Origin of the sequence: Pseudomonas sp. RC2C2 (genome assembly GCF_018390435.1) — a bacterium.
Lineage (GTDB): Bacteria > Pseudomonadota > Gammaproteobacteria > Pseudomonadales > Pseudomonadaceae > Aquipseudomonas > Aquipseudomonas donghuensis.
Map to the genome: position 1 here is coordinate 1,163,496 of NZ_JAHBAX010000002.1, position 26,027 is coordinate 1,189,522.

Here is a 26,027-nt window from a genome sequence, read left to right on the forward strand (position 1 = left end):
TTCTCACGCAAGAACAAATCAAGGATTGGAACACCGTGCATAGGGAAATCATCTTGATGCGTCATGGTCAGCCAGACCTGGCCACCTCCGGCAAGATTTCAGCGCTCGAGATGCAGCGCTGGATCGAGCAGTACGAATGCTCCGAAGTCAAAAACCAGCCCGCACCACAGGTTAGCGTTGAGCTGGCGGCTACCGCCAAAGTGATTGTCTCGAGCACCGCGCCCCGGGCACTGACCTCCGTGCGAGCGCTGGGCTTGCAGCCCATTCTGGTCGACGCGGTTTTCTGCGAGGCGCAACTGCCTCATGGCCGCTGGGCGCTGCCGCGTCTTTCCCCCTTCACCTGGGCATTCATTCTTCGTGTCTTATGGTTGTGCGGTTTCTCAGGCACGGTTGAGTCTGCCCGCAAGGCCAAACTGCGGGCCAACCAAGCAGCGCAACGACTTCAATCCCTTGCGGATGAGGGGCCCGTACTACTGCTTGGCCACGGAATCATGAATCAGCTGATCGCCAAGCAGTTGGAAGCTGCCGGCTGGGTTCGCCAACAGCGCAATGGCAATAGCTACTGGAGCGCCACGACCTATCGCATGAGGCAGGCGTAAGTTCGCTGGCATGCCGGGGATCCATTGCGCAACGCCGGATGCTGCCATCTATGCCTTTGCCAGCTGCGCGGCGCTGATCGGCAAGACCACCCCGGCTGGCCGTTATCTGGCCAGTGATGAAGACGTGGCGCTGGCCTTGCTGGAAGAGGCGCAGGTTGCCGTGGTGCATGGCAGCGCCTTCGGCCTTGGACCTTACTTGCGCATTGCCTACGCCCTGGACGCCCCATCGCTGCTCGCAGCGTGCGCGGCGATGGCGCGGTTCTGCCGAGCGCTCATAAGGCAGTCGTCGATGCATCTTCACTTGACGTAAATCAAACACGCAGTTTGTGACAGGTGTAGACAAGGGAGGTGCTTTCCAACCTCTCGATCGCTTCGGAGTAACCCCCATGGCACCCCAGCCCTCTGCGCAAACACCCTCTACCCCCGCCTTTGCGCCTGTACAAGGCGAACACTGGATCGAGCCGCTAAAGGAGGGTGGACATGTCCTCATCAGGCCGTTGCGCGCCGAGGATCGCGAGCGAGAAAAAGCCTTCATCATGCGCCTTTCTCCAGAGTCGCGGCACTTTCGCTTTTTGTCGCAAATCACAGAGCCGGGGCAAGCGATGCTGGATCAGTTGATGACCATCGACATGCGTCAGCATGTGGCGTACGTGGCGTTGGCACACGTCAATGGCGAACTCCTGGAGGTCGGTATCAGTCGCTATGCAGCCAGCCCTGAAGCGGATGAGTGTGAATGCGCGGTTACCGTTGATGATCAATGGAAGCATCGCGGCCTGGGGTCACTGCTACTTGGCCACCTCATCGACAAGGCGCGGGCGAACGGCTACACAAGCCTGTTCTCGATCGACTCGGCGGCTAATACGGCGATGCGCGATCTGGCTCGCGAGTTTGGTTTCTCGACCGTGCGTGACCCCAGCGATGCGTGCCAGGTTATCCATCGGCTTTCATTGCTGTGATGAGCGTTGCCAGGCAGCATCCGGGCCGCGGAACCACGCTGAGGCACGCCATTGTCAGGCCACCGGAGCATCCGGCGTGATCACCAGGACACTGCTGGGCATTTTGTAGAGTACCCTTTCAACCGTGCTACCAATGTACTTGGCCAAACCACGGTGGTGCACCCGCCCCATCACCACGATATCGGTGCCGTGATCCCGGCAAAAGGCACTCAAGACTTTTGTCGGGTCGCCCATGATCATGTGGCAACTCTCTGGATCGATACCATTGCGCGCGGCCAACTGGCGAAAGGCATCGCTTTGGGCTTCATGCAGACGTTCGGCCACATTGGAGCCAAACACAAAGGCGCTACGCCCCAGGTTTTCTGCATCCGTTTGCATAGCGGTCAGGTCGTAGGCATACAGGATTTCCACTTGCGCCTGGCATTGCATGGCCAATTTCAACGCTTCATTGATGATACGGTCATTGAACCCTTGGAATTGATCCTCAGGGCGTGACAGATCAACCGCTGCCAGTATTTTGCGCGGTAGGGCGTGGCTGGCCTCGCTGACAAAGTGCAACGGTGTTCTGCTTTCGCGCAACAGCCGGATATCCAGCGTGCTGAACATCGCCCGCATCAGGCGCGATTCCTGCTCGATATCCTTTACCAGCATGGTAAAGGGCTGTTCTTTCAAGTGAGTCAGCATTTCCTCCAGGACATTCTCTACCCACACGACTTCAGTTGTGACCGTAAGCCCATTTCTACGCAGGGGAGCGGCTTGGGCTTCAAGCCATTGATGATGTTTCTCGACATAGGCCTGGCGCATCACCGCCAGCGCCTGTTCATTGACCAGGCCCGCAGTCGCAAGCCCTTCAAGGTAATCAAACGCCACTATATGCAGCGCACTACCTTTAGCCTTGGCCAAGGCTGCAGCACGGTCATAAGCGTCAGTGCGACGCATCAGGGACGGAGCAATCAGCAACAAGCGTTGAACGTCAGACATGACTCACCTCGGGCGAAGTAATGAGCAGGTACATACCATCCTGCATCCGTCCAACGCTGAACGATTGATTTGCATCAAGCTCGCGATGCAATGCAACGCGCAATGGCCCACTGCGTTGCTGAAGGCCATACCAGGCGATGTCGTCCGACGCACGGTAACCCGACTAGTGAAAATAGCCTTGGATCCTTGATCCGGGTCAATCGATTCGCTGGTTTTGCGCGCAGGCTAAACCAAGGTGAATGCCACGCTCCCGAAGAGGAACCGATGCCATGGCGACCATGAAAGCTGCAGTTTTTGTGGAGAAAAACAGGATAGTGCTGGAGCAAAAGCCTATTCCCGACATCGGCCCGAGTGACGCGTTGGTGCGCCTCACAACCACCACCATCTGTGGCACCGATGTCCACATCCTGCGCGGTGAATACCCTGTCGCCAAGGGTTTGACCATCGGTCATGAGCCCGTTGGCATCATTGAAAAGCTCGGCGCCCAGGTTCAAGGCTTTAGCGAAGGACAGCGGGTCATTGCCGGCGCAATCACCCCAAGCGGCTATAGCAATGCCTGCCTGTGTGGGTGCTCTTCCCAGGATGGGCCCGGCACCCTCCATGGCTTCAAGGCCATCGGTGGCTGGAAGTTCGGCAACACCATCGATGGCTGCCAGGCCGAGTATGTTCGGGTACCCGACGCCATGGCCAACCTGTCGTTGATACCCGATAACCTCAGTGATGAACAGGTTCTGATGTGCCCGGACATCATGTCCACCGGGTTCAGCGGTGCCGAACGCGGTGATGTGAAAATCGGCGATACGGTCGCGGTCTTTGCCCTGGGCCCTATTGGCTTGTGTGCGGTCGCCGGTGCCCGCTTGAAAGGTGCCGGCACGATTATCGGTGTTGATAGCGTGAGCGCGCGCATGAGCGTGGCCCGCCAGCTTGGCGCTTCACACCTGGTCGATTACACCCAGGGCAATGTCGTCGAGCAGATCATGGCGATAACTCACGGCCGTGGTGTCGATGTCGCGATTGAAGCACTTGGCAGCCAATCGACGTTTGAATCCGCGCTGCGGGTGTTACGGCCCGCAGGCACCTTGTCCAGCCTCGGTGTCTACGCTTCAGACTTGCGCATTCCCCTCGATGCCTTTGCGGCCGGGCTGGGTGACTACAACATCGTTACCACGCTGTGCCCCGGTGGCAAGGAGCGTATGCGACGCTTGATGGAAGTCATCGCCAGCGCACGCATTGACTTGGCGCCATTGGTGACCCACCGCTTCAAGCTGGACGACATTGAAGCCGCCTACGACCTGTTTGCCCATCAACGCGACGGCGTCATGAAGGTCGCCATTACGCCCTGAATGAACGGAGTAGCCTCAATGAACATCTACATTGAAAGCCATCCACGTCAGAACCGTTGGTGGGTGCACCTGGATGTCTGGAGGGTGAGTTTTCAAAGTCTTGAAGAAGCGACAACCTTCGTCGATCGCCTCCATGCTCGAGTCAACGCCCCGCACTCCCTGACGATGCTAGCTGAGCGTGCGCAGGTAGTTGGTAAGTCAACGCTACGGTGAAGGCCCGGCGACAACGCTATAATCCGGGAAGGACTGCAGCTCAACCCAAGCGGTTAGCACGCCTGCCCTCCCCTGTGCCTCGATGCCGCCATCATGCTTGAAACCCTGGACATTACGCACCTCGCTGCAGCCTTGGGCATAGGAATGCTGGTTGGCCTTGAGCGTGAACGCAAGAAAGGCAGCGGCGAGCATCGCGCATTTGCCGGCCTCAGGACCTTTGCCATCACCTCGGTGCTGGGCTACGTCTGCATGGCCGTCGCGGGGGCGATGTTAGTGGCTGTCATGAGTATCGCGCTGGCTCTCATCATTGCCGTCGCCTACTGGAAACACGCTGGCAAGGATCCAGGCATCACCAGTGAAATCGCCCTGCTGTTCGTCTTGCTGCTCGGTGCCTTGTGTCATGAGCAGCCAGAATTGGCGATCGCCATCGGCGTGGTGCTTACGGTTGTTTTGGCGCTCAGGCAAGAACTGCACCGTTTTGCCCTCCAGCAATTGACCGAAACCGAAGTTCGCGACGGGTTGATCCTGCTGACTGGGGCATTGGTCATCCTGCCCTTGACGCCAGATCGCTTCTTCGGCCCGTTTGGCGCCATCAATCCGCGCACCATCTGCACCCTGACCGTGCTGCTGATGGGGGCCGGGGCACTGGGCCATATTGCCATGCGCATGGTGGGCGAGCGCTATGGCTATACCTTGAGTGCCATTGCATCAGGATTTGCTTCTGGCTCGGCGACCATCGCCCTGATGGGGCATTTAGCCCGAAGGGAACCATCATCTGTCAAAGCGCTCAGCGCTGCAGCGCTGTTTTCCAACCTGGCGACTGTTGCCTTGCTCGGTCTGGTGCTGGGGGCCGTCGACCCGGCGTACGTGGGGGCGTTATGGGCGCCGATGCTGTTGGCGGCATTGACGACAGTGGTCTGCGGTTCCCTGCTGCTAGCCCCCTGGAATCCTTCGCTTGTGCCGGCTGCAAGCAAGGTTGGGGACGGCGCTTTCAATCTCAAGGTCGCCCTTGTGGTCACGGCGGCAGTGACCGGCATCACCCTGCTCTCATCGGCGCTTCTAGCCAGCCTTGGACACAAAGGTGTACTGATCGCCGCGTTGCTGAGCGGCCTGGCCGATGCGCATGCAACGGCAGCGTCGATCGCCTCGGTGGTGAAGTCAGGGCAACTGCCAGTGGCAGACATCGCGATCCCCGCACTGACAGCCATGAGCAGCAATACGCTGACCAAGTGCGTGCTGGCCTGGACCAGCGGTGGGCCCAGGTTCGGCGCTTATGTCATTGTTGGACAACTGCTGATTATCACCTCGATGTGGGCAGGCCTGCTGTTGCAGTAGATCAGCGCGTACGCCGGCTTTCCAGGGCATTGAAAAGCACCATGCCCGCCAGCATCGCGAGCACAAAAATAGTGATTTGCCAGTGGCCGCTCAGTAACAGCGCCAGTGATGGCCCGGGGCAAATACCGGCAATCCCCCAACCGACGCCGAACAGCAGGCTGCCGCCCACCAACCTGCGGTCCAGGGTCCGCGACGTCGGCATGCACATCGGCGCGCCCAGCAGCGAGCGTGTTTGCTTGCGGCCCCATTGCATGGGGATCAAGCCAATCCCGATCGCACCGAGCATGACCATCCCGAGTGATGGGTCCCATTGCCCGGCCAGATCCAGAAAACCCAGCACCTTGGCCGGATTGACCATGCCCGACAGCAACAGGCCAAGGCCAAACAGTACGCCGCAAATAAAGGCCATAAGCCGTAGCATGATCAGGCTCCGAGCAGGTGACGAACGATGAACACCACAGCAAAGCCTGCGGACATGAAACACAGCGTGGCCAGCAGTGAACGAGGCGCTAGCCGCGCCACGCCGCAGACACCGTGCCCGCTGGTGCAACCGGCGGCGTAGCGGGTACCCACCCCGACCAGAACGCCGGCCACCAGCAAGCCAAGCCAACCGGTCTCAAACTGCACGACCGGCCCCTCGGCGAACACCCACCACAGCAAGAGCGATAGCACCACCCCGAGGAGGAACAGCGCTTTCTCCCCTTTGCCTTCGCCGTGTTTTTCCAGAAGGCTGCCGAGCATCCCGCTGATACCCGCCACGCGCCCATTCAAGAGCATGTACAAATTGGCCGCGCCACCGATCAACAGACCGCCGAGCAATGCCGTCCAGGGGGTGAAGTTGATCCAATCGATGGTCATGCGCATTCCTCTCTGCCAATTAGAAACAAGGTGGCCGCCACACGCTCGATCCACGCATGTGCCTGGCGCTTGGCTAGCATACGCTTGAGCATAGATCCAAACACATCCAGAACCGCAGGCACGCTCAAGAACGCCCCGCCCTGCTGCTTTGACCATCTTCAGACTCCGTTAAGAATTGCCCCGGATACTCCTGCCATTGCTAATTGTGGGAGGCATCGACCCATGCCGGACTTTGACTGGAATATTCCCCTGCCCCTGTGCTTCGGTACTGCGCACGCGACAACCATGATGCTGGCCAGGGCGCTCCCCGGCGAAGGCCCTCGCCCACTGTTTGAAGCCTTCATCCAGCAGCGCTTTGGCAAAGTCCATGGCGCGCAGATCCGCCACTTCATGCCCGAACTGTTTGCGCTCAGCAGCGTGGCAGGAACGCTTTGTGCCGTGGCCGGTATACGCCTGGCAGGCGCCGAGCCGCTGTTTCTCGAGTGTTACCTGGACGAGCCGATCGAGCGCATGATCAGCGCCGCTCAGGCGCAGTCGGTAGAGCGCGGGGCAATTGTCGAAGTCGGCAACCTGGCCGCTGCGGACACCGGCAGCGCACGCCTGAGCATCATCACCATAACCTACCTGCTGGCCATGGGCGGGCTGGAGTGGGTCACGTTCACCGGCAGCATCGGTCTGGTCAACAGCTTTCATCGCCTGGGCCTCAAGCCTCAGACACTGTGCACCGCAGACCCGCTACGACTGGGCGAAGAGCGCCACAGTTGGGGCAGCTACTACCAAAGCCAGCCAAAGGTGCATGTCGGCAACATCCGCGCAGGCTTCGTTCATCTGCACAACACCGGCCTGTTCAATCGACTCGGGTTGCCGAGCGCTCATCTGGAGGGCGGTCATGTCGCCTGAACTGCAGCGCTTCGCGCAGACCCTGCGCCACCATGCCAAGCACAACGCCACTGTCATCGCCCTGTGGGGCGATGAGTTGAAGCTGAGCTATGCCGCGCTGTACGCCGAAGTGCTGTACCGCCAGCAACAATTGCGCGATGAGCGGGCTACGGTGGTTGCCCTGGCGCTGGACAATGGCGTCGACGCGTTGCTCTGGGACCTGGCGTTGTTGTTCGAGGGGGTGACCTGCCTGCCCTTGCCGCCGTTCTTCAGCATGGCGCAACGCAGCCATTGCCTGGCACTGAGCCAGGCCAGCCTGGTCATCGCTGAACCTGCGCTGCAAGTCGAGTTGCAGGCAAGCGGTTATGAAAAGGTCGGTGCGTTCTGGCACAAGCACTATGACGGCTCGCAACGGCTGCCGGCAGGCACCGCCAAGGTGACCTTTACCTCCGGCACCACGGGCACGCCCAAAGGGGTGTGTTTGAGCGCCGATAGCATGCTCAGCGTCGCCCGCGAACTGAGCGCGGCCAGCGCGCTGACCGACCCGCGTCATCACCTGGCGCTGCTATCACTGGCGATTCTCCTGGAAAACCTGGGGTGCTACGCCGCCCTGATTAGCGGCGCGACCTTGAGTGTGCCCGGGCTGCACACCCTGGGTATCCAGGGCGCCAGCGGCGTCGATGTGCCACGCCTGCTCGGGGTACTGGCAGCCCGAGCACCGCACAGTGTGATCCTGGTGCCGCAACTGCTGCTGTTATTGGTCAGCGCCGCCGAACAGCATCGCTTCGACCCGCGTTCATTGCGGTTTGCCGCGGTGGGCGGTGCGCGGGTATCGGCCGCGCTGCTCAAGCGCGCCCAATGCGTCGGCATCCCCGTGTACGAAGGCTACGGTTTATCGGAATGCGCATCGGTAGTGTGCCTTAATCGACCTCAGGCGTTGCGCCCAGGCAGTGTTGGCCAGCCGCTGCCTCATCTGCAGGTGCGCTTGGCCGACGACGGTGAAGTGTTGATCAAGGGCTCAAACTTGCTCGGCTACCTCGGTGAGCCCCCGTACAGCGGCGAATGGTGGCCCAGTGGCGACCTGGGCGAGTTCGACCACGAAGGTTTTCTTTACCTCAAGGGTCGCAAAAAACATCAGTTCGTCACCAGCTTCGGCCGTAACGTCAACCCGGAATGGGTCGAGACCGAACTGACCCAACGCGGCCCGATCGCTCAGGCCTTCGTCTACGGCGAAGCCATGGCGCACAACCATGCCTTGCTTTGGCCCCATCGTCCGGACTGCACTGACTGCGAGCTGGCCACCGCCGTCGCCCAAGCCAATCAGGCGCTGCCCGACTACGCCCGGGTTCACCGCTGGAGCCGCCTGGAGCAACCATTCACCTGCGCCAATGGCTTGCTCACGGCCAATGGCCGGGCGCGCCGTGAGCAGATTGTCGAACGCTACCGCGCGCAGCTAACTGACACCTTCCGCGATGAGGACAGCACATCATGAGTTTTTTCGACACCCTGCAACAGGCCACCCACCACGAGCGTCAGACGCTGTTCAACCTGCCAATCATTCGCGATGCGCTCGATGGCCAGGTCAGCCTGGCAAGCTACCAGGCGTTCCTGGCCCAGGCTTACTACCACGTGCGGCACACCGTGCCGTTGATGATGGCCTGCGGCGCACGCCTGCCAATGCGCCTGGAATGGCTGCGCAAGGCGGTCTGCGAGTACATCGAGGACGAATACGGGCACGAGGCCTGGGTGCTCAATGACATTCAGGCCTGCGGTGGCGACCCGGCGGCGGTGCGTGACGGGCGTCCGTCGCTGCCGATCGAGCTGATGGTTAGTTACCTCTACGACCTGATCGCCCGGGACAACCCGGTTGGCTTGTTCGGCATGGTCAACGTTCTGGAAGGCACCAGCATCGCCCTGGCGACCCATGCCGCTGGCAGCATTCGCCAACACCTGGGCCTGCCTGAGAGCGCCTTCAGCTACCTCGACTCCCATGGTGCGCTGGACATCGAACATATGCAGACCTACCGCCGACTCATGGACAGGTTGGACGATCCGCTTGACCAGCAGGCGGTCATTCATGCATCAAAAGTGGTCTACGCGCTCTATACCGATATGTTCCGCGGCTTGCCGCGAGACGGGGAGCCCAAGCATGCGCCTGTCTGAAGCTCGCGTGGTATTGACCGGCGCCTCGGGCGGCATTGGCCTGGCGATCTGCGAAGGGCTGTGCGCCAGCGGTGCCCAGGTGCTGGCAGTGTCCCGCCATCGTCAGGCCCTGGAACCGTTGCTTGCGCGCTTCGCGCACAACCTCTGCTGGGTAGATGCCGACCTGACATTTGCCAGCGATCGCAAGAAAGTACTGGCCATGGCCCAGGCCATGGGTGGTATCAACTTGCTGATCAACGCCGCAGGTGTGAACCACTTCGCCATGCTCGAACAACTGGACGACAGCGAGATTCATGCCTTGCTAGCAGTCAACATCGGCGCACCGATCTGCCTAACTAAAACCTTGCTGCCCCTGCTGCGCAAAGCCAAGAGTGCCATGGTGGTCAACGTCGGCTCGACCTACGGCTCCATTGGCTACCCCGGCTATGCCAGCTACAGCGCCAGCAAATTTGCCTTGCGCGGGTTTTCCGAAGCGCTGCGACGCGAGCTGGCCGACACCAGCGTCACGGTGTTGTACGTCGCGCCCCGGGCCACCCGCACGGCCATGAACAGCACCGCAGCCCAGGCCCTCAATGACGCGCTCAAGTCCAGTGTCGATGACCCGCAAACCGTCGCTTCAGCGGTGTTGAACGCTATTGCCGGTGATCGCCGGGACTTGTACCTGGGCTGGCCAGAACGCTTCTTCGTGCGTCTGAACAGCTTGCTGCCCCATCTGGTGGATCGCGGCTTGCGCAAGCAACTACCCTTGATCCGCCGCCTGAGCCAAAAGCCTGACAAGGAGCACTTCAAACCATGAGAACACTTGCCACTTGCCTGCTGCTCGGCCTGCTCAGCCAAGGCGCCTGGGCCGCGCTGGACGCTCCCGACCAGCAGCGCCTGAATGATATCCAGCAACGCTGGGCGCAAATCCAGTATCAGCTGCCTGCCGAGCAGCGCAGCGTCGCCTTTGAACAGCTCGCAAGCCAAGCCTCGGCCTTCGCCCGGGAGCGCCCCGGCGCCGCTGAAGCATGGATCTGGTCTGGTATTGTCATCAGTAGCTGGGCCGGTGCTCAGGGTGGTCTGGGCGCGCTGGGCAAGGTCAAGGCTGCCAGGGCCGACCTGGAAAAAGCCCTGGCCCTGGACCCGCAAGCATTACAGGGCTCGGCCTACACCAGCCTGGCCGCGCTGTACGACCGGGTACCGGGCTGGCCCATTGGCTTTGGCGATACCGACAAAGCCGAACAATTGCTCCAACAGGCACTGCACATCAACCCTGACGGTATCGACAGCCTGTACTTCTGGGGGGATCACCTCTACCGTCAGAAGAAATACAGCGAAGCCCGCTCTGCCTTGCAAAAAGCCCTGCTGGCGGCGCCCCGTCCAGGTCGCGAAAGTGCCGACGCCGGGCGGCGCAAGGAGATCGAGACCTTGCTGGGCGACGTCAACAAGAACATCGACTGAGTGGAGTTGCAGTGCGCCTATTACTGATTGAGGACGATGCCGCGCTTGGCGAAGGGATCGATCACGCGCTGAGCCGTGAAGGCTATACCGTCGACTGGCTGCACGACGGTAGCAGCGCCCTGCATTCGTTGCTCAGCGAAACCTTCGACCTGGTGGTTCTCGACCTCGGCTTACCGCGCCTGGACGGCCTGGAAGTACTGCGGCGCATGCGTCACAACGGAGCGACGGTGCCCGTACTGATCCTCACGGCCCGGGATGCCACCGAAGACCGTATTGCCGGCCTGGATGCCGGCGCCGACGATTACCTGGTCAAGCCCTTTGACCTGGCCGAATTGAAAGCCCGGTTGCGGGCCCTGCTGCGCCGAAGCGCCGGGCGCGCCCGGGCATTGATCGAGCACGCCGGTATCACCCTGGACCCTGGCAGCCAACAGGTTACCTACCACGGCCAGGCCGTGGCGCTTACCCCCAAAGAGTACCAATTGCTGCACGAACTGTTGTCGCCACCGGGACGGGTGATGACCCGTGAGCGGCTGGTCCAGTTGTTGTATGGCTGGAACGAAGAGGCCGAGAGCAATACCCTCGAGGTGCACATCCACCACCTGCGCAAGAAGTTCTCCACTGACCTGATCCGCACCGTACGCGGTGTCGGTTACCTGGTGGAGGACCGCCCATGACCTCGATCCGGCGCCGTACCCTGAGCCTGATCATCGGCCTGATGCTGGCCGGGCTGCTGATCATCAGCGCGCTCAACCTGCACGACAGCAACCATGAGATTGCCGAAGTATATGATGCCCAATTGGCCCAGAACGCACGCCTGCTCCAGGGTGTGATGCGTATGCCGCTAACCAGCGAGGAACATGCCGCGCTGTACCGGGCCTTCAACCAGGCACTGGGCGAGGCGGAACCCAAGGTCGACGGCCATCCTTACGAAAGCAAGCTGGCGTTTCAGGTCTGGAACCCGCAGGGCGAGCGCCTAGTGCATACCGCTAGCGCGCCCAGCTTCGAGGTGCCGCCGAGCACGACCGGCTTCAGCGATATCACTGACCTCAAGCATCGCCATTGGCGCGCCTTCCTGCTTGAAGACAAACAGACCGACCTGCGGATCTGGGTGGGCGAGCGCGATGATGTGCGCACGGACCTGGTGAGCCGCATCGTGCGCCATACCCTGTGGCCCAACGTGCTGGGCAGCCTGATACTGGTGGGCCTGGTATGGCTGGCCATCGGCTGGGGCCTCAAACCGCTGGCGGACATGGCGGCAACCTTGCGCGCGCGCCATTCAGGCTCGCTCGAACCGCTGCAACTGGTGCCTCTGCCGACCGAGCTTGAGCCGATGCAGGCAGCCCTCAACCGGATGCTGGCGCAGATCCAGGACGTGCTGGCACGCGAGCGGCGCTTCATTGCCGATGCTGCCCATGAAATGCGTACCCCTCTGGCGGTGCTGCGCGTCCATGCGCAAAACCTGCTCGAAGCCGGAACCCAAGCGCAGCGGCGCGAATCGCTCGAGCACCTGATCACCGGTGTCGACCGCACCAGCCGCCTGGTCAACCAACTGCTGACCATGGCTCGGCTGGAACCGCAAACCGGCAGCCGCCAGGCGCAGGAAATCGACCTGGCCCATACCGTCCGCGAAGCCTTGGCACAACTGACGCCCTGGTTGTTCGATCAAGGCCTGGAGCTGGTGTTCGACCACGAAGAAGGCACCTACCGGGCCCGCGTCGACGCCTCGGCCATCACCATCGCCTTGAACAACCTAGTGAGCAATGCCGCCACCTTTTCGCCTGTCCATGGCGTCATCACCGTGCGTTTGAGCAAGCAGGCAGGCCGGTTCGAGCTGTCGGTCGAAGACCAGGGACCGGGCATCGATGAGGCCGAACGCGAGCGGGTGTTCGAGCGCTTCTACAGCCGCGGCAACGATCAAGGTGCGGGCCTGGGCTTGACCATCGTGCAAACCATTGCCGATCGCCTCGCCGGGGAGGTCCGCTTGCACAACCGTGACGTTGGCGGGCTGCGGGTGACCCTGGCGTTCTGACCGAGCGTTGTCTTGTTGTTCATAGTGGTCTCGCATCGAAGAAGCACCGCAGTGCTCCGATTGGGGATGCTCAGACCGGGGCGTAGGTACTGTGCTGGTAGTGGTGGCTGATGCCGATGTCGTCCCGGTCGAGCGGGCAGTCCAGCTCCAGCACCAGACCGCCGGGCAGGCTGACAAAGACCTGGCAGACACGTTCTTGCGGCAACACCGCGACCTGGTACGGCAAGCCGCTGGCACGCACCCGCTCAAGCACGGCCGACGCGGGATGCGCGGTGCGCAAGGCCAGGTGGTTGAAGCGCGTGTGCTCACCTTCGATCAGGTGCACCAGCGCCTGGCCACCCTGGTACAACCAGTGCCCCGGGAACGGAAACGCCGGCCTCGGCCCAGGCTCGACGCCCAGCAAGGTTTGCAGCGCAGCCTGAAGATCGCCGTCGGCGGATGTGTTGAAGGCTAAATGATCGAACTGAAAATCAAGGGACATGCTGAGCACCTCGCAAGGCCTGGGACGGATGTCGAGATGATCGGTTATTGAAAGTCCCTGATAAACGGGGCTAAAAGGACATGACTTATTAATATTTTTTACAAGCTGGCGTGGTAGCCCTGGCCAACGCCGTGGTGGCGGTTGAACGGCGCTCTCATACCCGCAAGCCCTCACAGCAGCGCCAATGAAGGCTTTCCCTCAACCGATGCCCCGCGCAAATACCTTGTAATGACCTACCCTCAAAAGCTGGGAGATCAATTACCGAACCGGGCATTACCATGCGCAATGCTTTTAAGATCATCGGCATCATCACCCTCGCCCTGCTGCAGCTGAGTGCCCTTGGGCAGGCCGCCGAACCACCCGCGCCTGCAACCGCCACGGCTGCCGCGCCGGCCGTCAAGGTGACGCAGAACGACCTGCAAGCCTTGCAACTGCGCCTGGACAGCCTCAAGCAGCAGATTTCCCAAGCCAACAACTACAACCAGCTCGAAGGCCCGCAGGATCGACTGCAGGCGCTGATCGTCGATATCGACCGCCTGTCCACTGCGCTATTACCTGAACAGGCGCAGTTGCGCGCGCAGTTGGAGGTGCTGGGCCCGGCGCAGGTCGACGCCCCGGTAGCGAGCACCTCGGACATTGCCGAGCAACGCAAGGCACTCACCGAACAGAAGGACAGCCTGGATGCCACCCTCACCACCCTGGCGACGCTGAAGGAAAGTGCCACCAACCTGCTGACGCAAATTGCCGGCATTCGCCGCACCATGCTCGAAAGCGAACTGACCCTGAGCACCCACAGCCTGCTCAACCCGGCATTCTGGTTGCCGGTGTTCAACCCCTTGCCCGACGACCGCCAGCGCCTGCAGGCGTTCTTCGCTGAGCTTGGCAGCACCGCCGGGGCCGTCTGGCAACCCGGCCAGCGCGTCTCCACCGTGGTGCTGGTGTTGCTCGCCCTGTTGGTCTGGACCCTGGGCCGCCGGCTGGTGGAGCGCTGGCTGGCCTGGGCCTGCATGAACCGCGTGCCCGAGGGCCGCTTGCGCCGCAGCTCGCTGGCCCTGGCCTCGGTACTGGCAACCCTGCTGGCCACCGGCGTTGCCCTGGAGCTGCTGTTTTACGCCTGCACCCGCCACCTGCCGTTGCCTGCCATGCTGGCGACATTCTCGGAGGAATTCGAAAAGCTCGCGTATACCTGTGTGCTGATCACAGGGTTGAGCCGGGCGTTGCTGTCGACCCAGCATCCCTCCTGGCGGCTACCCGATATCGCCGACCCGGTAGCGCTGGCCTTGCAGCCGTTTGCCCGCTGGCTGGCGGGCGCCCTGCTGGTGCTGGTGACCCTGGTGCAGATTTGCAACGCCGCCGGCATGAGCAACCCGTTGGTCATTGCCGGGCGCGGCATCGCTGCCTCGGTGATCACCGGCCTGATCATCGCCCTGCTGGTGCGCACCAGCAGCACCCGCCGGGCGATGGCTGCCGCCGGTGACGCGCCGGAAGCCGCCTCGACCATGGCCGGGGTGATCTACACCATCGCCAGCATCGCCATGCTCACCTCGGTGATTGCCCTGCTCACCGGCTATGTGTCGCTGGCGCGCTTTGTCACCTATGAGGTGGTCTGGGTGTTTATCCTGCTGGCCGGTTTCTACCTGCTGATGCAGGCGTTCAAGGACGGCTGCGAATACCTGTTCTCGCCCAGGCAGGCCAGCGGCAAGGCGCTCAAGGAATTGCTGGGCATCGGTGACCGGCGCCTGGATCAGATCGAGACCCTGATTTGCGGTTTCGGTCGGGCTGGGTTGTTGTTGCTGGCGGTCATCACCCTGTTCGTCGGTGGTATCGGGACCACCCTCGGCCAACTGATCAGCAACATCGCCGCGTTTCTCAGCGGCGCCGGCTTGCGCCAGTTCAACATCATTCCGGGGCACCTGTTCAATGCGGCGCTGGCCCTGATGCTGGGCATCTACCTGATCCGCACCCTGCGCCGCTGGCTGGATAACGAGTTCCTGCCCAAGACCGACATGGACCCGGGCATGTGCGCCTCGCTCAGCACCCTGTTCGCCAACATCGGCTATGCCCTGGTGATCCTCCTGACCCTGTCGTCGCTGGGGGTCAAATGGACCAACCTGGCCTGGATCGTCAGCGCGCTGTCGGTGGGCATCGGTTTCGGTCTGCAGGAAATCGTCAAGAACTTCGTCTCCGGCCTGATCCTGCTCACCGAGCGCCCGGTCAAGGTTGGCGACCTGATCAGCATCAGCGGGGTCGAGGGCGACATCCGCCGCATCAACGTACGCGCCACCGAGATCCAGCTGAGCGACCGCTCGATCGTCATCGTGCCCAACTCGCAACTGATCTCGCAGAACCTGCGCAACGTCACCCTCGGCGGCAGTGCCCAGGGGGTGGCGACCCTGGAGCTGGTGTTCCCCCTGGACATCGACCCCGAGCAGGTGCAGACCCTGCTCTACGACACCTACCTGGAGCACGAGACGATCCTCGACAAACCTGCGCCGTTCGTACGCTTCAGTAACCTCACCGCAGAGGGCATCACCTTGAAGGTCACCGGCTACGTCAGCAGCCCGCGCATTGTCGCCACGACCAAGAGTGACCTGTTGTTCGAGATTCTCAAGCGGCTGGCGGCGGCGGGCATCCAACTGGCCAAGCCTGCGGCTACAACCTGAGCTGCGCACAGACAAGGATCAGTACTCCCTCTCATCCTTGGTGATCTTGCCGCTGTTGGCATCGACGTTGAATTCATACTTCATCCCGTCTTGCTTGATGCCCTCGCCCTCCCAGTGGTCCTCTTCGGCCTCAATCTTGATGATCCTGGTGTAGCCGGCGGCTTTGAGGGTCGCCTCGGCTTCGGCCTGGTCGACTTTCCAGTCGTCGCCAGGCTGCTGGGCCCACACTGGCGTGGCGGCCATTGCGCCGAGCAGGGCCAGGCCGGCAAACATCGTGGTCAGCGGTTTCATCGCAGGGTTTCCTGTGTGGCATGCAGGTAGTCGATAGACCTCTGGCTCGCGAGTGGGTTCGAACTGCTCGCCCAGCGACGACTTATTTGTCGTTGCCGGTCTCATGCTGGCGGGCTATGCGCTCCTCACGCCGCCGTCGCCGGACCACCGCAGCGCCCCAGGCCAGCACGCCGGCAGAGGCGATCAGCATCGCCGCCAACAACAAGTAGCCCCAGTGAACCTTTATCATGCTGCGCCACCTGGGGCCCCGAACAAGCCCTCACTGATCGATATTCCTGGATCCGCGCTACTTCGACCGGTGAGCCAGTACCTTGATGTTCAAGTATAGCCAATGCCGCTGGCCACTTTGATCAGGGCCAGATGCAATGGATAGAACCAGTAGCCCCAGCGGCCGACGCGCCACAGGTGCTGCCGCACCTCCAGCCGTAACAACGCCAGCCCCAGGGGCGCAGAGACGAACGCTGTGCCCAGGGCCATGAGCGCGATCAATTGCAGCGGGTGCTCGCGCAGCCACAGGTTGGTCAGGTTCGCTGCCAATGCCAGCACCGCGGGCAGCAGCCAGGTCAGCGACCGGTAGCGCATGGCCAACAGAAAAGCGCCCGGCAACAACACCCCGGGCAACCCGTACATCAACCACTCCGACAGCAGCGCCGCGGCCGCTACCGTCGCCAGTGCAACCAGCCCGCTGCTGCGGGTGCGATGGTGCAGCCCCCAGGCGACCAAAAAGCCCAGCGCCAGGGTCGGCATCACGTTGAGCGTCGGCGACGGGCCATTGAGCCAGCGATAGGGCCACTCCGAGAGCAGCGCGAAAACCACCAGCCCTTGCACGTAGCGGGCATTGGCGGCGGTATAGGCGTGCCCGGGCGTGTTGCGCGCCAGGTTGGCGGCAATTGCCAGGCAGAACCAGGGGAACGCCAGGCGGCCGACGACAAACAGCCAGTGCGCGGCGGGCCAGATAAACCGCAGGTGATCGGCGACCATGGCGATGATCGCCAGCCACTTGAGCAGGTCCAGGCCAATGTTGCGCGGGGCGGTGCGCTGTTCGCTCATGTCCATTCCGGGTAAAAACGCTGCTGCTTTGACAATGCCACACCCGGGTGCCCAGCACTCGCAGTTTGTCGGCTGGGCTGGCAAAAGGTTGTAAACATGGATTACTGTATATGCATACAGCATCAACGAGTACACATGATGAACGACTACGATGAAGACTTCGCCGCGCCTGATTCACCGACCCTGGTGGAAATGTGGAAGCATCAGGTGGTACTGATGACCAACGAAGCCGAGTACCTCAACACCGAGTTGCTCAAGGCCCGGCAGAACATTGCCAAGCTGGTGGCGATCAATGCCGAGCTTGCGGACCAGTTACGGGGTGTGCGCAGCGCGGACATCCTGACGCCACCGAACCTGTGGGAGTCGGCCTTGCCGGCGATCGAGCGCGCAGCGCTCGCAAATCCAGGCGCCGCCGCACACTTCACTGCGCCTCCTCGACCTTGAGCACCTCGCCCCGCGCCTCCAGCAACTGCACAAAAGTCCTCAGGCTGCGCGACACCGTGCCCCGCCGCCACACCAGCCAGGTACGCAGGTAGCGAAAGCGTTGCGACAACGGCCAGACACTGACCGTACTGCACCCGGGCATGCTTTCGAGCATGCTGCGCGGCATCAGCGCCAGGCCTGCACCGGCGCTGACGCAGGCGAGCATGCCATGGTACGACTCCATTTCGATGATCTTGCCCGGCACCGCCTCGTCCTGGGCAAACCAGTTTTCGAAATGATGCCGGTACGAGCAGTTGGCGCGAAAGGCGTAAATGGTCATGCCATTGACCTCGCTGGCGCGGGTGATCGGCGCATGGTTGAGCGGCGCGATCAGCACCATCTCTTCGACGAACACCGGCACGCCCTCCAGCGCCGGATGCAGCACCGGCCCATCGACAAACGCCGCACTCAAGCGCCCGGCGAGTACGCCATCGATCATCGCGCCTGAAGGACCGGTGGTCAGGTCCAGTTCGACCTTGGCGTAGGCCTGGTTGTACGCCGCGAGCAACGTCGGAATACGCACAGCGGCGGTGCTTTCCAGCGAGCCGAGGGCGAAGGCGCCTTGCGGCTCGTCACCGGCCACGGTCAGCCGCGCCTCAGCCACCAGGTCAAGAATGCGCCGTGCATAGTCGAGGAAGTTCCAGCCCGCTGGCGACAGGCGCAAGCGGCTTTTCTCGCGAATGAACAGCTCGGCACCCAGCTCCTGCTCCAGCTGCTTGATCCGCGTGGTCAGGTTCGACGGCACGCGGTGGATATGCTGGGCCGCAGCGCTGATGCTGCCTTGTTCGGCCACCGCCTTGAACATCTCCAGTTGCACCAGGTCCATGCTCATTCTCTCCGCGTGAATGTTTTGCTCAGTATTATTCAGTTTCAGGCAAAGATACAACGCAGTAGTCTGAAGCCGTTCTTCTCCCCTCAGGACCGCCGTGATGACCGCGATCAACTTCCAGACCCATGCTTTGTCGATCAACCCCGCCAGCGGCGAGCAGATCGGCCACTACGCCTATGAAAGCGACGCCGTTCTGGATGCCGCCCTGGCCCGGGCTGCCCAAGGTTTTGCCGCCTGGCGCCGCACGCCGGTAGCGGCCCGCACCGAGCGCTTGCTGGCCTTGGCCGGCGCCCTGCGCGACAACGCCGTAGCCATGGCCCGAATGATCACCGACGAAATGGGCAAGCCGGTCACCCAGGCGCGGGGTGAACTCGAAAAATGCGCCCAGTTGTGCGAATGGTACGCCGCCAACGGCCCGGCCATGCTCCAGGCCGAGCCTGCCCAGGTACCCGCTGGCAAGGCCCGCATCGAATACCGTCCGCTCGGCCCGCTGCTGGCGGTAATGCCGTGGAACTTCCCGATCTGGCAGGTGCTGCGCGGCGCCGTGCCGGCGCTGCTGGCCGGCAACACCTATGTGCTCAAGCACGCACCGAACGTGATGGGCAGTGCCTACCTGCTGCTCGAGGCGTTCAAGCGCGCCGGCTTCCCTGAAGGGGTGTTCGAGGTGATCAACGTCACTCCCGATGGCGTCTCCAAGGCCATCGCCGACCCGCGCATCGCCGCCGTGACCCTGACCGGCAGCGTGCGGGCCGGCACCGCCATCGGCGCTCAGGCCGGCGCCGCGCTGAAAAAATGCGTACTGGAGTTGGGCGGCTCCGACCCGTTCATCGTGCTCAACGATGCCAACCTCGATGAAGCGGTAAAGGCCGCGGTGATCGGCCGCTACCAGAACACTGGCCAGGTCTGCGCCGCCGCCAAGCGGCTGATCGTCGAGCAAGGCGTGGTCGAGGCGTTCACCCGCAAGTTCGTCGACGCCACCAAAGCCCTGGTGATGGGCGACCCGCACGCCGCCGACACCTACATCGGCCCGATGGCGCGCTTTGACCTGCGCGACGAACTGGACCAGCAAGTCCAGGCGACCCTGGCCGAGGGTGCAACACTGCTGCTGGGTGGAGGCAAGGTCGAAGGCAATGGCAACTACTACCAGGCGACGGTACTGGCAGACGTCACCGACCAGATGACCTCGTTCAAGCAGGAGCTGTTTGGCCCGGTGGCCTCGATCATCACCGCCCGCGATGCCCGCCATGCCCTGGAGCTGGCCAACGACAGCGAGTTCGGCCTGGCCTCGACCCTTTACACCAACAATGCCGCGCTGGCCGAACAACTGGCCGCTGAGCTGGACACCGGCGGCGTGTTCATCAATGGCTACTGCGCCAGTGACCCACGGGTGACCTTTGGCGGCGTGAAGAAAAGCGGTTTTGGCCGTGAGCTGTCGCACTTCGGCGTGCGCGAGTTCTGCAACGCGCAGACGGTGTGGATCGATCGCAATTGATCGCCGCCAGCACGAGCGCACGCGCCCGGCTAAAGGTCCATCGCCAGGCGTAACCGCCTGGCCAGCTCAGCGGCTTGCTCGCGGCTGCTGACATTGGTAAAGCCGATCAACAGGCCGTGCCGTTGCCCGTGCCCGCGATACCAGCTGGAAAGGGGTTCAATCGCCAGGCCAAGGTGGTGCGCGCGCCTGGCGATCGTGCAATCGTCAAGGCCGCCGGCCAGATGTGCCACCAGGTGCATGCCACCCGCCCTGTCGTCCAGTTGCAGGTGCTCGCCCACCTCGGCCTGCAAGGCGTCGACCAGGTACCTGCGCCTGTCGGCGTAGAGGCCACGCATCCTCCTCAAGTGCCTGGCAAAGTGCCCCGCTTCGATAAATGCGCTCACCGTCGCCTGCAAAAGCTGCGGGCAGTGGTTCTGCATGTCCCCTGCCACCGTGGCGAAGCGGGCCACCTGAGCCTGCGGTACCACCAGGTAAGCCAGGCGCATGCCTGGCGCCAGCACTTTACTGAAGGTGGCGCAGTACAGGACCCGCCCCTGCGTGTCGAGGCTCTTCAGTGCCGGCACCGGACGACCGCGGTAACGGTATTCGCTATCGTAGTCGTCCTCTATGACCCAGCTGCCTTGGCTGCTGGCCCATTCCAGCAGGCGTTGGCGCCTGGGCAGCGTGAGCGTGACCCCAAGGGGACTTTGGTGATGAGGCGTGACCAGGGCGAAGCGCGCGTCACCCGCCAGCGCCATGCCGGCTTCGACATCCAGGCCGTCGGCATCCACCGGAACCGCAATCAACTGCGCCCGGGCTTGCTCAAGAAAGCGCCTGGCCTGGAAGTAACCCGGGTCTTCGAACCAGCAGCGATCACCATCGTGCAGCAGGCTGCGGCATATCAGGTCGAGGCAGGCACGGTATCCGGCACAGATAAAAATCTGCTCCGCTGTACAGGAAATCCCCCGCGACACCCCCAGGTAGCTCGCTAACGCACGGCGTAGTGCAAGGTCCCCCTGAGGGTCCGGGTATACCAGGCCATCCAGGCCGCTCTGGCGCAAGGTGCGACCGAGCAGGCGCGTCCACAGTTTGCGCGGGAACGCGTCCAGCGCCGGCAGCCCCATCTGCAAAGGCATTGGCGCAAGCGCTGCAGGCTTAGGGAATGTCTGTGGCGGGTCAAGCCGCCGCTCACCGGCATCAACCGGGGTCGGGCTCAGCAACGGCGCTACCACCGTACCGGCCGGCCCTCGGGTCTGCACATAGCCTTCACCGGCGAGCATCTGGTAAGCCGCCTCGACCGTACCGCGCGCCAGGTTAAGTTCCGCCGCCAAGGCCCGAACCGACGGCAGACGCTCGCCAGGCTGAAGGCGCCCGGCACTGATGGCGTGGCGAAAACGCAGATAAACCTGACGATAGATCGGCGTCGCCGCATGCGGGTTGGGTGGCGGGCAGGAATTCGGCATGTCCTAGTCATTTGTGCATTTTTTGGACCTATAAGGTAGTCCGTCGCGGCCGTAAAGTAACGCCTCAAATTGATCAGGGAGATACCCGTGGGCGAACAGGCAACCATCCGATACCTGCAAGAAGGTGCCGAACAGCAGGCGGCATTCGAGCTCATGCGCGAGCTGCGGCCGCACCTGGTTGACGCCGACGCGTTCGCTCAGCAAGTCAGGCGCCAAGCGCAGCAAGGCTACAGGCTGCTCGGGGCTTTTTACGGTAAGCAACTGCTGGGCCTGGCCGGTGTGCGGATCAGCGAAAACCTGCTCTATGGGCGCTTTACCTACGTCGACGATCTGGTCGTTGCCCCCGCAATGCGCGGCCTGCGCGTGGGCGCAGCCTTGCTCGATGCGGCACGCGCAGAGGGCCTGCGTTACGGCCATGCGTACCTGGTGCTGGATACCGGCTTGCATATGCCGTTGGCTCAGCGCTTCTACTATCGCGAGGGACTGCTGGCCAAAGGCATGCATTTCGTCCAGGCATTGCCCGCAGCCGAGGGGCAGCGCCATGGATAACCTGCTGCTGATCAATGCCAGCATGCGTGGCAGCGCCTCGATTGGCTTGCGCCTTGCCGGTGAAATGGTCGACTGTATCCGCCAACGGCACGCTCAGCTCAAGGTCACCCTGCGTGACCTGGCTGCAGCGCCACTGGCGCCACTGAGCGCGGGTTACGCGACTGCACTGACCCGGCTGACGCCCGCACACGACCCGGTATTTACCCACTCCGAGGTACTGGTCAGCGAGTTGGAACGGTGTGAGGTACTGCTGATCGCAACCCCCATGCATAACTTCAGCGTACCGGCAGCACTCAAGCTATGGATCGATCATGTCCTGCGAATCCACCGCACCTTCATTGCCGGCCCTGACGGCAAGGTCGGCCTGCTGGGGGATCGGCCAGTCTACGTGATCGTCAGTTCAGGTGGTTTTCATCGGGGAGCGCGGGCCCGCCAGCCGGATTTTCTCAGCCCCTACCTGCGCCATGTGCTCGGTACACTGGGCCTGCAGGATGTGCACTTCGTCTACCTGGAGGGCCTGGCCATCAATGAGCAAGCGGTGCTTGCCGCCACTACTCAGGCCAGGCTTGTGCTTGCAGGTCACCCGTTGTTTGCCGAGTTGGCCGCGCCGGCCTGAACCCTGCTTGAGCAGCATCCTGTAACTCACAGGGCCTCAGTGCTGGGTTGGGCCTTCGCGCCGGCGCACCGTCATCAGCCATTGGCCGGCCTGCCAGGCGGTACCGACAGCGACCAGCCCGGCCACCGCCCGCCAGTCGCGGAAAAACAGCCGCAAGGCGTTGATCGTCGGCGGTGCGTCGGCACTGCGGATAAACAGCCGGATCCGTGATGGCCGGCTGTTCGGGTCGACCGCCGCAAGCTCGGCGACACTGGGGCTGAGCGATTCCTGAATAATCAGGTACTGGTTCTGGCGCTGCTCCACGCGGGCTTTCACCCCTTCTTTCTTCAGGCTGTCGAGCAGCCCGCGAGCCACTTCGGCGGCCTGCAGGTCGACGGTTGCGACGAACTTCTCCAGTTGCGTGGGCGAGACACCCTTGTCGCTGGTGAAAGCCAGCGGGCCGTCTTGGGTCAGGGCTTGGGATTTAACAGCTTCGTTCATGATCAGCTCCTTGCAGAAATGGCAAACCGCACCCCGGGTGTGCCGCGCATGCGCGCAGCACACCGAGGGCAAGGCTTAGGCGCGCTCGAGCAGTTCGCCGGTGCGTTCCAGCTGGATGGCACGCAGGCGATTGACCACCTCGTAAGACACCGAGGACACCTGCGAATAGGCAACGCTCAACTTGATATTGGCACCGTCCATCCGGGCGGTGACGGTGGCGCAGTTCAACCCGGACGGGAACACCAGTTTCTGTGGACCGACCACCACGTTGCTGCTGATCACTTCACCGAGCACCAGGTTATTGAACAGCCCGAAGTAATAGGTCGGAGTGACCTGGAACTGAGCTGAGCCGCCACCGACGACATTGCGTTTGTACACCGCCCCCTGGCCGCTCATGCCGATGCCCAGGTTGGCAAGCTGGTTGGAGGCGTTACGAATCAGAATCGAGTCAGGCAAGGTGGATCCGCTGGCCAGACGCAATTGTTGCACGTTGTTTTCGAACACGCAGTCCCACACCGAGCCCAGGCTGGCGCCCAGGGTCTGGCTGGCCTTGTACACGCCAATCCCGCCGTTCTGTTTGTAGTTGGCGATGGCGACGTTGTAGTCAACCTCCCATTCCACGCCACTTTCACCCATCTGCGGCACAGTGGTCTGCTTCCAGGAAACACTCTCCAATCCGACCGATCCTGGCAGTTCCTGATACACCCCCATGGTCCAGGTTTCACTGGTGTTGTTATTGAAGTCCACGTAGTAGTTGGGCATGACACTCTCCATTGTCGTGTTGTATGCGGGCAGGTCGTCTGCCACGCCAGGAGAGAACAGCAGCATCTGTGCCAAGCCTCTAATGGCCGTAAAATCAATAGCTTGGCTGTATGCAACAAAAGAGGGTTGGCCGTTTTCGTCCATTGCGTCCCCGTGGCCGGGGACGCAATCGACCACCTCAGCCCAGGCTCGCCTTGCTGTAGCACAAACGGCTCGGGCGCAAGCCCATGCGCACCAGAGAAAGCAGGAAACTGAAGCCGCACTGGTTGGGGTCCAGTACCGGTACATAGCAGCCCAGGTCCTGCTCAAGCAGGCGCGACAGCCGTTCGGCGACGCCCATGAAACCGGTGCAGCCCAGCAACAACGCCTGCGCACCATCCTCGCGGACGGCCGCCAAGCCCGCCTCCAGTGCCTTGACCAGCACCACATCGACATCGCTCAAGCGCGCCACCGGGCAGTCGATGGCGCGGATCGAGGCAAAGTTGTTGCTCTGGCCGTAGGCGGCCACATGACCTTGCTGCAGGGCCAGGGTGCTCTGCAGGATGGTGATGATCGAGAACCGCTGGCAGAGCCCCAGTGCGGTGAACGCCGAGGTGGGGAAGCCGCCAATGATCGGGATGTCGATGACTTCCCTGGCCGCCTCCACCCCGCACATGTCGAAGTCGCTGAGCCAGATGCCGTCGAAGCCTTCCTGCTCCAGGCGCTGGGCCAGCGCTACCACTGCCGGGGCATTTTCACTCAGGTTCAAGCGGTTTTCGATGCTGGGGCTGCCCTGGTCGAGGTTGAACACCTGTACGCTGACATCCGCCGGTACCACCGGGGCGATGCAGGCCATCAGGGCCGTGTTGTAGGCGCTGCTGTTGACCGGTGCGAGCATGGCGATTCGCAGGCTCATCAGCGGACCTCCTGCAATTGCCCGATGCTGCGGTACGGGCCGGGGTAGCCCAGGCTTGCCAGCAACTGCTCGAAGCTCCAGAGGATCAACCCGCCAGGCACCCGCAACGGCGCCTCGGCCTGCCAGCCGAGCAGGCAGACAGGCCGCCCGCCGTAGTGCGCAGCGAGGCGGCCGTCATTGCCGACCAGGTCACCGTTGGAGGCCACCTGCGGGCCCGGGCCCGGGAAAAACCAGCTGATACTGTCCGGGGCCATGGCCAGCGGTTGCGGTTGGTGTCTGTCCCACAACAATAAGGACTCGTTCTCGTAGCACAGGCGCAGGCTGGCATCGGCGCTTTGCAGGTCGATGGTGCCGACATCAAAGCCGCCCATGGTGTTGGCCCCGGCGTGGTCGATACGCGCAGGCCCGCACAGCATCCGGGCCTGGATGCCGCAGCGCCTGGCAAGGAATGCCAGCAGTGCCTCGGTGCTGCCCAGCTCGCCGGCATGCAAGGCCCGGCCCAGGTCCAGGGCGCGGCTGAGGGTGGCGCGAATCGGCAATGCCCGGGGCAATTGCTCAGCGCTCATGACCCACAGCGCCAAGCCACCGAACTCGCCAAAGGCCGTCGAAGCGACGATCGGCCGCAGCATTTGCTCGGCGATCACACTGGCATCATCGTTGTAATCTGTAGCGTCAGTGGGTGGGGTTACGTTCAGTTCCACCTCAAGACCGTTGTGGCTGACCACGAAGGCCGGCCGCGGCGGCACCTGGACGGCGGCGAAGGTCAGCATCGGCAACGACGGCACTGCGCGTCCGGCACCGTCGGCATCGATCACCGCCAGGCCAAGCCGCGCAGCCGCCAGGCAGGCCACCAGAAAGCCCAGGGCACCGCTCTCGGGTGGTACCACATAAGCCAGCCTGCGGCCCTCGCTGGCCAGGCGCCGGGCAATACTCTGCAACGCCTGGACCGGCCCAAGGGGGTAGCGGCAACCGGCGATGGCTTCCGGCGCCCCCATGTAGGCCAGTACGGCAGCGTCCCCCTCCCGTGCCTCTTCCACGCTGACCACTGTGACCCGGTTGGTGGGATAAAAATCACCGACCTTGAAGTACTCCAGCAAGTGCAGGGCCGAGGTGCGCGTGCCGCCACCACCACTACCGAAAAAGCAGCCACCATCGATCAACGCACGCATATCCTTGTGTTCCAGCTCGAAAGCCATGG

Annotated in this window: 30 protein-coding genes and 1 pseudogene; 18 read left to right on the plus strand and 13 right to left on the minus strand. The window is 62.6% G+C overall.

Annotated features, from left to right (window positions below; all coding sequences use genetic code 11):
- Window positions 1-35: 35 nt before the first annotated feature.
- From KHO53_RS24010 to KHO53_RS24020, 3 genes and pseudogenes are all read left to right on the plus strand, one after another.
- Complete coding sequence (locus tag KHO53_RS24010) at window positions 36-599, plus strand: histidine phosphatase family protein (RefSeq protein ID WP_036997200.1); 564 nt, start codon at window positions 36-38, stop codon at window positions 597-599.
- A gap of 13 nt (window positions 600-612) precedes the next feature.
- Window positions 613-909, plus strand: a pseudogene (locus tag KHO53_RS24015) (aminotransferase class I/II-fold pyridoxal phosphate-dependent enzyme); the annotation flags it as partial.
- A 76-nt stretch (window positions 910-985) separates the two neighbouring features.
- Window positions 986-1,555, plus strand: a complete 570-nt coding sequence (locus KHO53_RS24020; RefSeq protein ID WP_010220096.1) for a GNAT family N-acetyltransferase — start codon at window positions 986-988, stop codon at window positions 1,553-1,555.
- Between the two features lie 54 nt (window positions 1,556-1,609).
- Here KHO53_RS24020 and KHO53_RS24025 read toward each other — a convergent pair whose 3' ends face one another.
- On the minus strand, window positions 1,610-2,536 hold the full coding sequence (locus KHO53_RS24025; protein WP_213571059.1) for a universal stress protein: 927 nt from the start codon (window positions 2,534-2,536) through the stop codon (window positions 1,610-1,612).
- A 269-nt stretch (window positions 2,537-2,805) separates the two neighbouring features.
- Here KHO53_RS24025 and KHO53_RS24030 point away from each other — a divergent pair, with 269 nt between their 5' ends.
- The 3 genes from KHO53_RS24030 to KHO53_RS24040 all read left to right on the plus strand — a co-directional run bounded on the left by KHO53_RS24030 (window position 2,806) and on the right by KHO53_RS24040 (window position 5,427).
- The gene (locus KHO53_RS24030) at window positions 2,806-3,879 is read left to right on the plus strand and encodes an NAD(P)-dependent alcohol dehydrogenase (RefSeq protein WP_036997196.1); all 1,074 of its coding nucleotides are present in this window, start codon (window positions 2,806-2,808) and stop codon (window positions 3,877-3,879) included.
- A gap of 18 nt (window positions 3,880-3,897) precedes the next feature.
- Window positions 3,898-4,092 (plus strand): hypothetical protein, encoded by a 195-nt coding sequence (locus KHO53_RS24035; protein ID WP_081492750.1) that lies wholly within the window; start codon window positions 3,898-3,900, stop codon window positions 4,090-4,092.
- Window positions 4,093-4,185: 93 nt separating this feature from the next.
- The gene (locus KHO53_RS24040; protein WP_026001125.1) at window positions 4,186-5,427 is read left to right on the plus strand and encodes an MgtC/SapB family protein; all 1,242 of its coding nucleotides are present in this window, start codon (window positions 4,186-4,188) and stop codon (window positions 5,425-5,427) included.
- Window position 5,428: 1 nt separating this feature from the next.
- On the opposite strand, the gene KHO53_RS24045 is transcribed toward KHO53_RS24040, so the two are convergent.
- Both KHO53_RS24045 and KHO53_RS24050 read right to left on the minus strand, forming a co-directional pair.
- The gene (locus tag KHO53_RS24045; RefSeq protein WP_213571061.1) at window positions 5,429-5,848 is read right to left on the minus strand and encodes a DUF6691 family protein; all 420 of its coding nucleotides are present in this window, start codon (window positions 5,846-5,848) and stop codon (window positions 5,429-5,431) included.
- A gap of 2 nt (window positions 5,849-5,850) precedes the next feature.
- Entirely contained in the window at window positions 5,851-6,285 is a 435-nt protein-coding gene (locus tag KHO53_RS24050; protein ID WP_159388681.1) for a YeeE/YedE family protein, read from the minus strand.
- Between the two features lie 222 nt (window positions 6,286-6,507).
- Here KHO53_RS24050 and KHO53_RS24055 point away from each other — a divergent pair, with 222 nt between their 5' ends.
- Genes KHO53_RS24055 through KHO53_RS24085 form a run of 7 tightly spaced genes read left to right on the plus strand, consistent with a single transcriptional unit; the run spans window position 6,508 to window position 12,796 of the window.
- A complete protein-coding gene (locus KHO53_RS24055) occupies window positions 6,508-7,185 on the plus strand; it encodes a thermostable hemolysin (protein ID WP_036997194.1) in 678 nt (225 codons plus the stop codon).
- Window positions 7,175-8,656: an AMP-binding protein gene (locus KHO53_RS24060; protein WP_213571063.1), complete on the plus strand. Its 1,482-nt coding sequence runs from the start codon at window positions 7,175-7,177 to the stop codon at window positions 8,654-8,656. Before KHO53_RS24055 ends, KHO53_RS24060 begins: the two co-directional genes overlap by 11 nt.
- Complete coding sequence (locus tag KHO53_RS24065; protein WP_036997190.1) at window positions 8,653-9,327, plus strand: iron-containing redox enzyme family protein; 675 nt, start codon at window positions 8,653-8,655, stop codon at window positions 9,325-9,327. Before KHO53_RS24060 ends, KHO53_RS24065 begins: the two co-directional genes overlap by 4 nt.
- Window positions 9,314-10,123 carry an SDR family oxidoreductase gene (locus KHO53_RS24070; protein WP_036997188.1) on the plus strand — a complete coding sequence of 270 codons (810 nt, stop codon included), beginning with the start codon at window positions 9,314-9,316 and terminating at the stop codon, window positions 10,121-10,123. The genes KHO53_RS24065 and KHO53_RS24070 overlap by 14 nt, the downstream gene beginning before the upstream one ends.
- Window positions 10,120-10,767, plus strand: coding sequence for a tetratricopeptide repeat protein (locus KHO53_RS24075; RefSeq protein WP_036997185.1), 648 nt, complete (start codon window positions 10,120-10,122; stop codon window positions 10,765-10,767). The genes KHO53_RS24070 and KHO53_RS24075 overlap by 4 nt, the downstream gene beginning before the upstream one ends.
- A gap of 11 nt (window positions 10,768-10,778) precedes the next feature.
- Window positions 10,779-11,441, plus strand: coding sequence for a response regulator (locus tag KHO53_RS24080; RefSeq protein ID WP_036997182.1), 663 nt, complete (start codon window positions 10,779-10,781; stop codon window positions 11,439-11,441).
- On the plus strand, window positions 11,438-12,796 hold the full coding sequence (locus KHO53_RS24085) for a sensor histidine kinase (RefSeq protein WP_100783070.1): 1,359 nt from the start codon (window positions 11,438-11,440) through the stop codon (window positions 12,794-12,796). Before KHO53_RS24080 ends, KHO53_RS24085 begins: the two co-directional genes overlap by 4 nt.
- Window positions 12,797-12,866: 70 nt before the next feature.
- Here KHO53_RS24085 and KHO53_RS24090 read toward each other — a convergent pair whose 3' ends face one another.
- Entirely contained in the window at window positions 12,867-13,277 is a 411-nt protein-coding gene (locus KHO53_RS24090) for a VOC family protein (RefSeq protein ID WP_036997178.1), read from the minus strand.
- A gap of 278 nt (window positions 13,278-13,555) precedes the next feature.
- On the opposite strand from KHO53_RS24090, the gene KHO53_RS24095 reads away from it, so the two are divergent.
- Window positions 13,556-15,940 (plus strand): DUF3772 domain-containing protein, encoded by a 2,385-nt coding sequence (locus KHO53_RS24095; RefSeq protein ID WP_213571065.1) that lies wholly within the window; start codon window positions 13,556-13,558, stop codon window positions 15,938-15,940.
- A gap of 18 nt (window positions 15,941-15,958) precedes the next feature.
- Here KHO53_RS24095 and KHO53_RS24100 read toward each other — a convergent pair whose 3' ends face one another.
- From KHO53_RS24100 to KHO53_RS24110, 3 genes are all read right to left on the minus strand, one after another.
- Window positions 15,959-16,231 (minus strand): PepSY domain-containing protein, encoded by a 273-nt coding sequence (locus KHO53_RS24100; protein WP_010220113.1) that lies wholly within the window; start codon window positions 16,229-16,231, stop codon window positions 15,959-15,961.
- Window positions 16,232-16,313: 82 nt separating this feature from the next.
- A complete protein-coding gene (locus KHO53_RS24105; protein ID WP_213571067.1) occupies window positions 16,314-16,460 on the minus strand; it encodes a hypothetical protein in 147 nt (48 codons plus the stop codon).
- A gap of 89 nt (window positions 16,461-16,549) precedes the next feature.
- Window positions 16,550-17,287: a TraX family protein gene (locus KHO53_RS24110; RefSeq protein ID WP_213571069.1), complete on the minus strand. Its 738-nt coding sequence runs from the start codon at window positions 17,285-17,287 to the stop codon at window positions 16,550-16,552.
- Window positions 17,288-17,419: 132 nt separating this feature from the next.
- On the opposite strand from KHO53_RS24110, the gene KHO53_RS24115 reads away from it, so the two are divergent.
- The gene (locus tag KHO53_RS24115; protein WP_010220115.1) at window positions 17,420-17,725 is read left to right on the plus strand and encodes a hypothetical protein; all 306 of its coding nucleotides are present in this window, start codon (window positions 17,420-17,422) and stop codon (window positions 17,723-17,725) included.
- On the opposite strand, the gene ptrR is transcribed toward KHO53_RS24115, so the two are convergent.
- Window positions 17,703-18,590 (minus strand): putrescine utilization regulator PtrR, encoded by an 888-nt coding sequence (ptrR, locus tag KHO53_RS24120; RefSeq protein ID WP_010220116.1) that lies wholly within the window; start codon window positions 18,588-18,590, stop codon window positions 17,703-17,705. The two genes, KHO53_RS24115 and ptrR, sit on opposite strands and share 23 nt — an antisense overlap.
- A gap of 103 nt (window positions 18,591-18,693) precedes the next feature.
- Here ptrR and KHO53_RS24125 point away from each other — a divergent pair, with 103 nt between their 5' ends.
- Entirely contained in the window at window positions 18,694-20,085 is a 1,392-nt protein-coding gene (locus KHO53_RS24125; protein ID WP_010220117.1) for an aldehyde dehydrogenase family protein, read from the plus strand.
- Between the two features lie 29 nt (window positions 20,086-20,114).
- Here KHO53_RS24125 and pdxR read toward each other — a convergent pair whose 3' ends face one another.
- Entirely contained in the window at window positions 20,115-21,527 is a 1,413-nt protein-coding gene (gene pdxR, locus KHO53_RS24130) for a MocR-like pyridoxine biosynthesis transcription factor PdxR (RefSeq protein WP_010220118.1), read from the minus strand.
- A gap of 87 nt (window positions 21,528-21,614) precedes the next feature.
- On the opposite strand from pdxR, the gene KHO53_RS24135 reads away from it, so the two are divergent.
- A complete protein-coding gene (locus KHO53_RS24135; protein ID WP_010220119.1) occupies window positions 21,615-22,076 on the plus strand; it encodes a GNAT family N-acetyltransferase in 462 nt (153 codons plus the stop codon).
- The gene (locus KHO53_RS24140) at window positions 22,069-22,692 is read left to right on the plus strand and encodes an FMN-dependent NADH-azoreductase (RefSeq protein ID WP_213571071.1); all 624 of its coding nucleotides are present in this window, start codon (window positions 22,069-22,071) and stop codon (window positions 22,690-22,692) included. Before KHO53_RS24135 ends, KHO53_RS24140 begins: the two co-directional genes overlap by 8 nt.
- A gap of 36 nt (window positions 22,693-22,728) precedes the next feature.
- Here KHO53_RS24140 and KHO53_RS24145 read toward each other — a convergent pair whose 3' ends face one another.
- The 4 genes from KHO53_RS24145 to KHO53_RS24160 form a co-directional block, all read right to left on the minus strand.
- Window positions 22,729-23,172: a hypothetical protein gene (locus tag KHO53_RS24145; protein WP_010220121.1), complete on the minus strand. Its 444-nt coding sequence runs from the start codon at window positions 23,170-23,172 to the stop codon at window positions 22,729-22,731.
- A 75-nt stretch (window positions 23,173-23,247) separates the two neighbouring features.
- Window positions 23,248-23,934 carry a RhiA family protein gene (locus tag KHO53_RS24150; protein WP_010220122.1) on the minus strand — a complete coding sequence of 229 codons (687 nt, stop codon included), beginning with the start codon at window positions 23,932-23,934 and terminating at the stop codon, window positions 23,248-23,250.
- Between the two features lie 178 nt (window positions 23,935-24,112).
- Window positions 24,113-24,829 (minus strand): aspartate/glutamate racemase family protein, encoded by a 717-nt coding sequence (locus KHO53_RS24155; protein WP_010220123.1) that lies wholly within the window; start codon window positions 24,827-24,829, stop codon window positions 24,113-24,115.
- On the minus strand, window positions 24,829-26,025 hold the full coding sequence (locus KHO53_RS24160) for an S-methyl thiohydantoin desulfurase domain-containing protein (RefSeq protein ID WP_159388689.1): 1,197 nt from the start codon (window positions 26,023-26,025) through the stop codon (window positions 24,829-24,831). The genes KHO53_RS24155 and KHO53_RS24160 overlap by 1 nt, the downstream gene beginning before the upstream one ends.
- Window positions 26,026-26,027: the final 2 nt, after the last annotated feature.

What these genes read in the sequence shown, in the direction of transcription:
- KHO53_RS24020 (WP_010220096.1), top strand. Translation starts at nt 986, where the DNA reads ATGGCACCCCAGCCCTCTGCGCAAACACCCTCTACCCCCGCCTTTGCG.
- KHO53_RS24025 (WP_213571059.1), bottom strand. Translation starts at nt 2,536, where the DNA reads ATGTCTGACGTTCAACGCTTGTTGCTGATTGCTCCGTCCCTGATGCGT.
- KHO53_RS24030 (WP_036997196.1), top strand. Translation starts at nt 2,806, where the DNA reads ATGGCGACCATGAAAGCTGCAGTTTTTGTGGAGAAAAACAGGATAGTG.
- KHO53_RS24035 (WP_081492750.1), top strand. Translation starts at nt 3,898, where the DNA reads ATGAACATCTACATTGAAAGCCATCCACGTCAGAACCGTTGGTGGGTG.
- KHO53_RS24040 (WP_026001125.1), top strand. Translation starts at nt 4,186, where the DNA reads ATGCTTGAAACCCTGGACATTACGCACCTCGCTGCAGCCTTGGGCATA.
- KHO53_RS24045 (WP_213571061.1), bottom strand. Translation starts at nt 5,848, where the DNA reads ATGCTACGGCTTATGGCCTTTATTTGCGGCGTACTGTTTGGCCTTGGC.
- KHO53_RS24050 (WP_159388681.1), bottom strand. Translation starts at nt 6,285, where the DNA reads ATGACCATCGATTGGATCAACTTCACCCCCTGGACGGCATTGCTCGGC.
- KHO53_RS24055 (WP_036997194.1), top strand. Translation starts at nt 6,508, where the DNA reads ATGCCGGACTTTGACTGGAATATTCCCCTGCCCCTGTGCTTCGGTACT.
- KHO53_RS24060 (WP_213571063.1), top strand. Translation starts at nt 7,175, where the DNA reads ATGTCGCCTGAACTGCAGCGCTTCGCGCAGACCCTGCGCCACCATGCC.
- KHO53_RS24065 (WP_036997190.1), top strand. Translation starts at nt 8,653, where the DNA reads ATGAGTTTTTTCGACACCCTGCAACAGGCCACCCACCACGAGCGTCAG.
- KHO53_RS24070 (WP_036997188.1), top strand. Translation starts at nt 9,314, where the DNA reads ATGCGCCTGTCTGAAGCTCGCGTGGTATTGACCGGCGCCTCGGGCGGC.
- KHO53_RS24075 (WP_036997185.1), top strand. Translation starts at nt 10,120, where the DNA reads ATGAGAACACTTGCCACTTGCCTGCTGCTCGGCCTGCTCAGCCAAGGC.
- KHO53_RS24085 (WP_100783070.1), top strand. Translation starts at nt 11,438, where the DNA reads ATGACCTCGATCCGGCGCCGTACCCTGAGCCTGATCATCGGCCTGATG.
- KHO53_RS24090 (WP_036997178.1), bottom strand. Translation starts at nt 13,277, where the DNA reads ATGTCCCTTGATTTTCAGTTCGATCATTTAGCCTTCAACACATCCGCC.
- KHO53_RS24095 (WP_213571065.1), top strand. Translation starts at nt 13,556, where the DNA reads ATGCGCAATGCTTTTAAGATCATCGGCATCATCACCCTCGCCCTGCTG.
- KHO53_RS24100 (WP_010220113.1), bottom strand. Translation starts at nt 16,231, where the DNA reads ATGAAACCGCTGACCACGATGTTTGCCGGCCTGGCCCTGCTCGGCGCA.
- KHO53_RS24105 (WP_213571067.1), bottom strand. Translation starts at nt 16,460, where the DNA reads ATGATAAAGGTTCACTGGGGCTACTTGTTGTTGGCGGCGATGCTGATC.
- KHO53_RS24110 (WP_213571069.1), bottom strand. Translation starts at nt 17,287, where the DNA reads ATGGACATGAGCGAACAGCGCACCGCCCCGCGCAACATTGGCCTGGAC.
- KHO53_RS24115 (WP_010220115.1), top strand. Translation starts at nt 17,420, where the DNA reads ATGAACGACTACGATGAAGACTTCGCCGCGCCTGATTCACCGACCCTG.
- ptrR (WP_010220116.1), bottom strand. Translation starts at nt 18,590, where the DNA reads ATGGACCTGGTGCAACTGGAGATGTTCAAGGCGGTGGCCGAACAAGGC.
- KHO53_RS24125 (WP_010220117.1), top strand. Translation starts at nt 18,694, where the DNA reads ATGACCGCGATCAACTTCCAGACCCATGCTTTGTCGATCAACCCCGCC.
- pdxR (WP_010220118.1), bottom strand. Translation starts at nt 21,527, where the DNA reads ATGCCGAATTCCTGCCCGCCACCCAACCCGCATGCGGCGACGCCGATC.
- KHO53_RS24140 (WP_213571071.1), top strand. Translation starts at nt 22,069, where the DNA reads ATGGATAACCTGCTGCTGATCAATGCCAGCATGCGTGGCAGCGCCTCG.
- KHO53_RS24145 (WP_010220121.1), bottom strand. Translation starts at nt 23,172, where the DNA reads ATGAACGAAGCTGTTAAATCCCAAGCCCTGACCCAAGACGGCCCGCTG.
- KHO53_RS24150 (WP_010220122.1), bottom strand. Translation starts at nt 23,934, where the DNA reads ATGCCCAACTACTACGTGGACTTCAATAACAACACCAGTGAAACCTGG.
- KHO53_RS24155 (WP_010220123.1), bottom strand. Translation starts at nt 24,829, where the DNA reads ATGAGCCTGCGAATCGCCATGCTCGCACCGGTCAACAGCAGCGCCTAC.
- KHO53_RS24160 (WP_159388689.1), bottom strand. Translation starts at nt 26,025, where the DNA reads ATGGCTTTCGAGCTGGAACACAAGGATATGCGTGCGTTGATCGATGGT.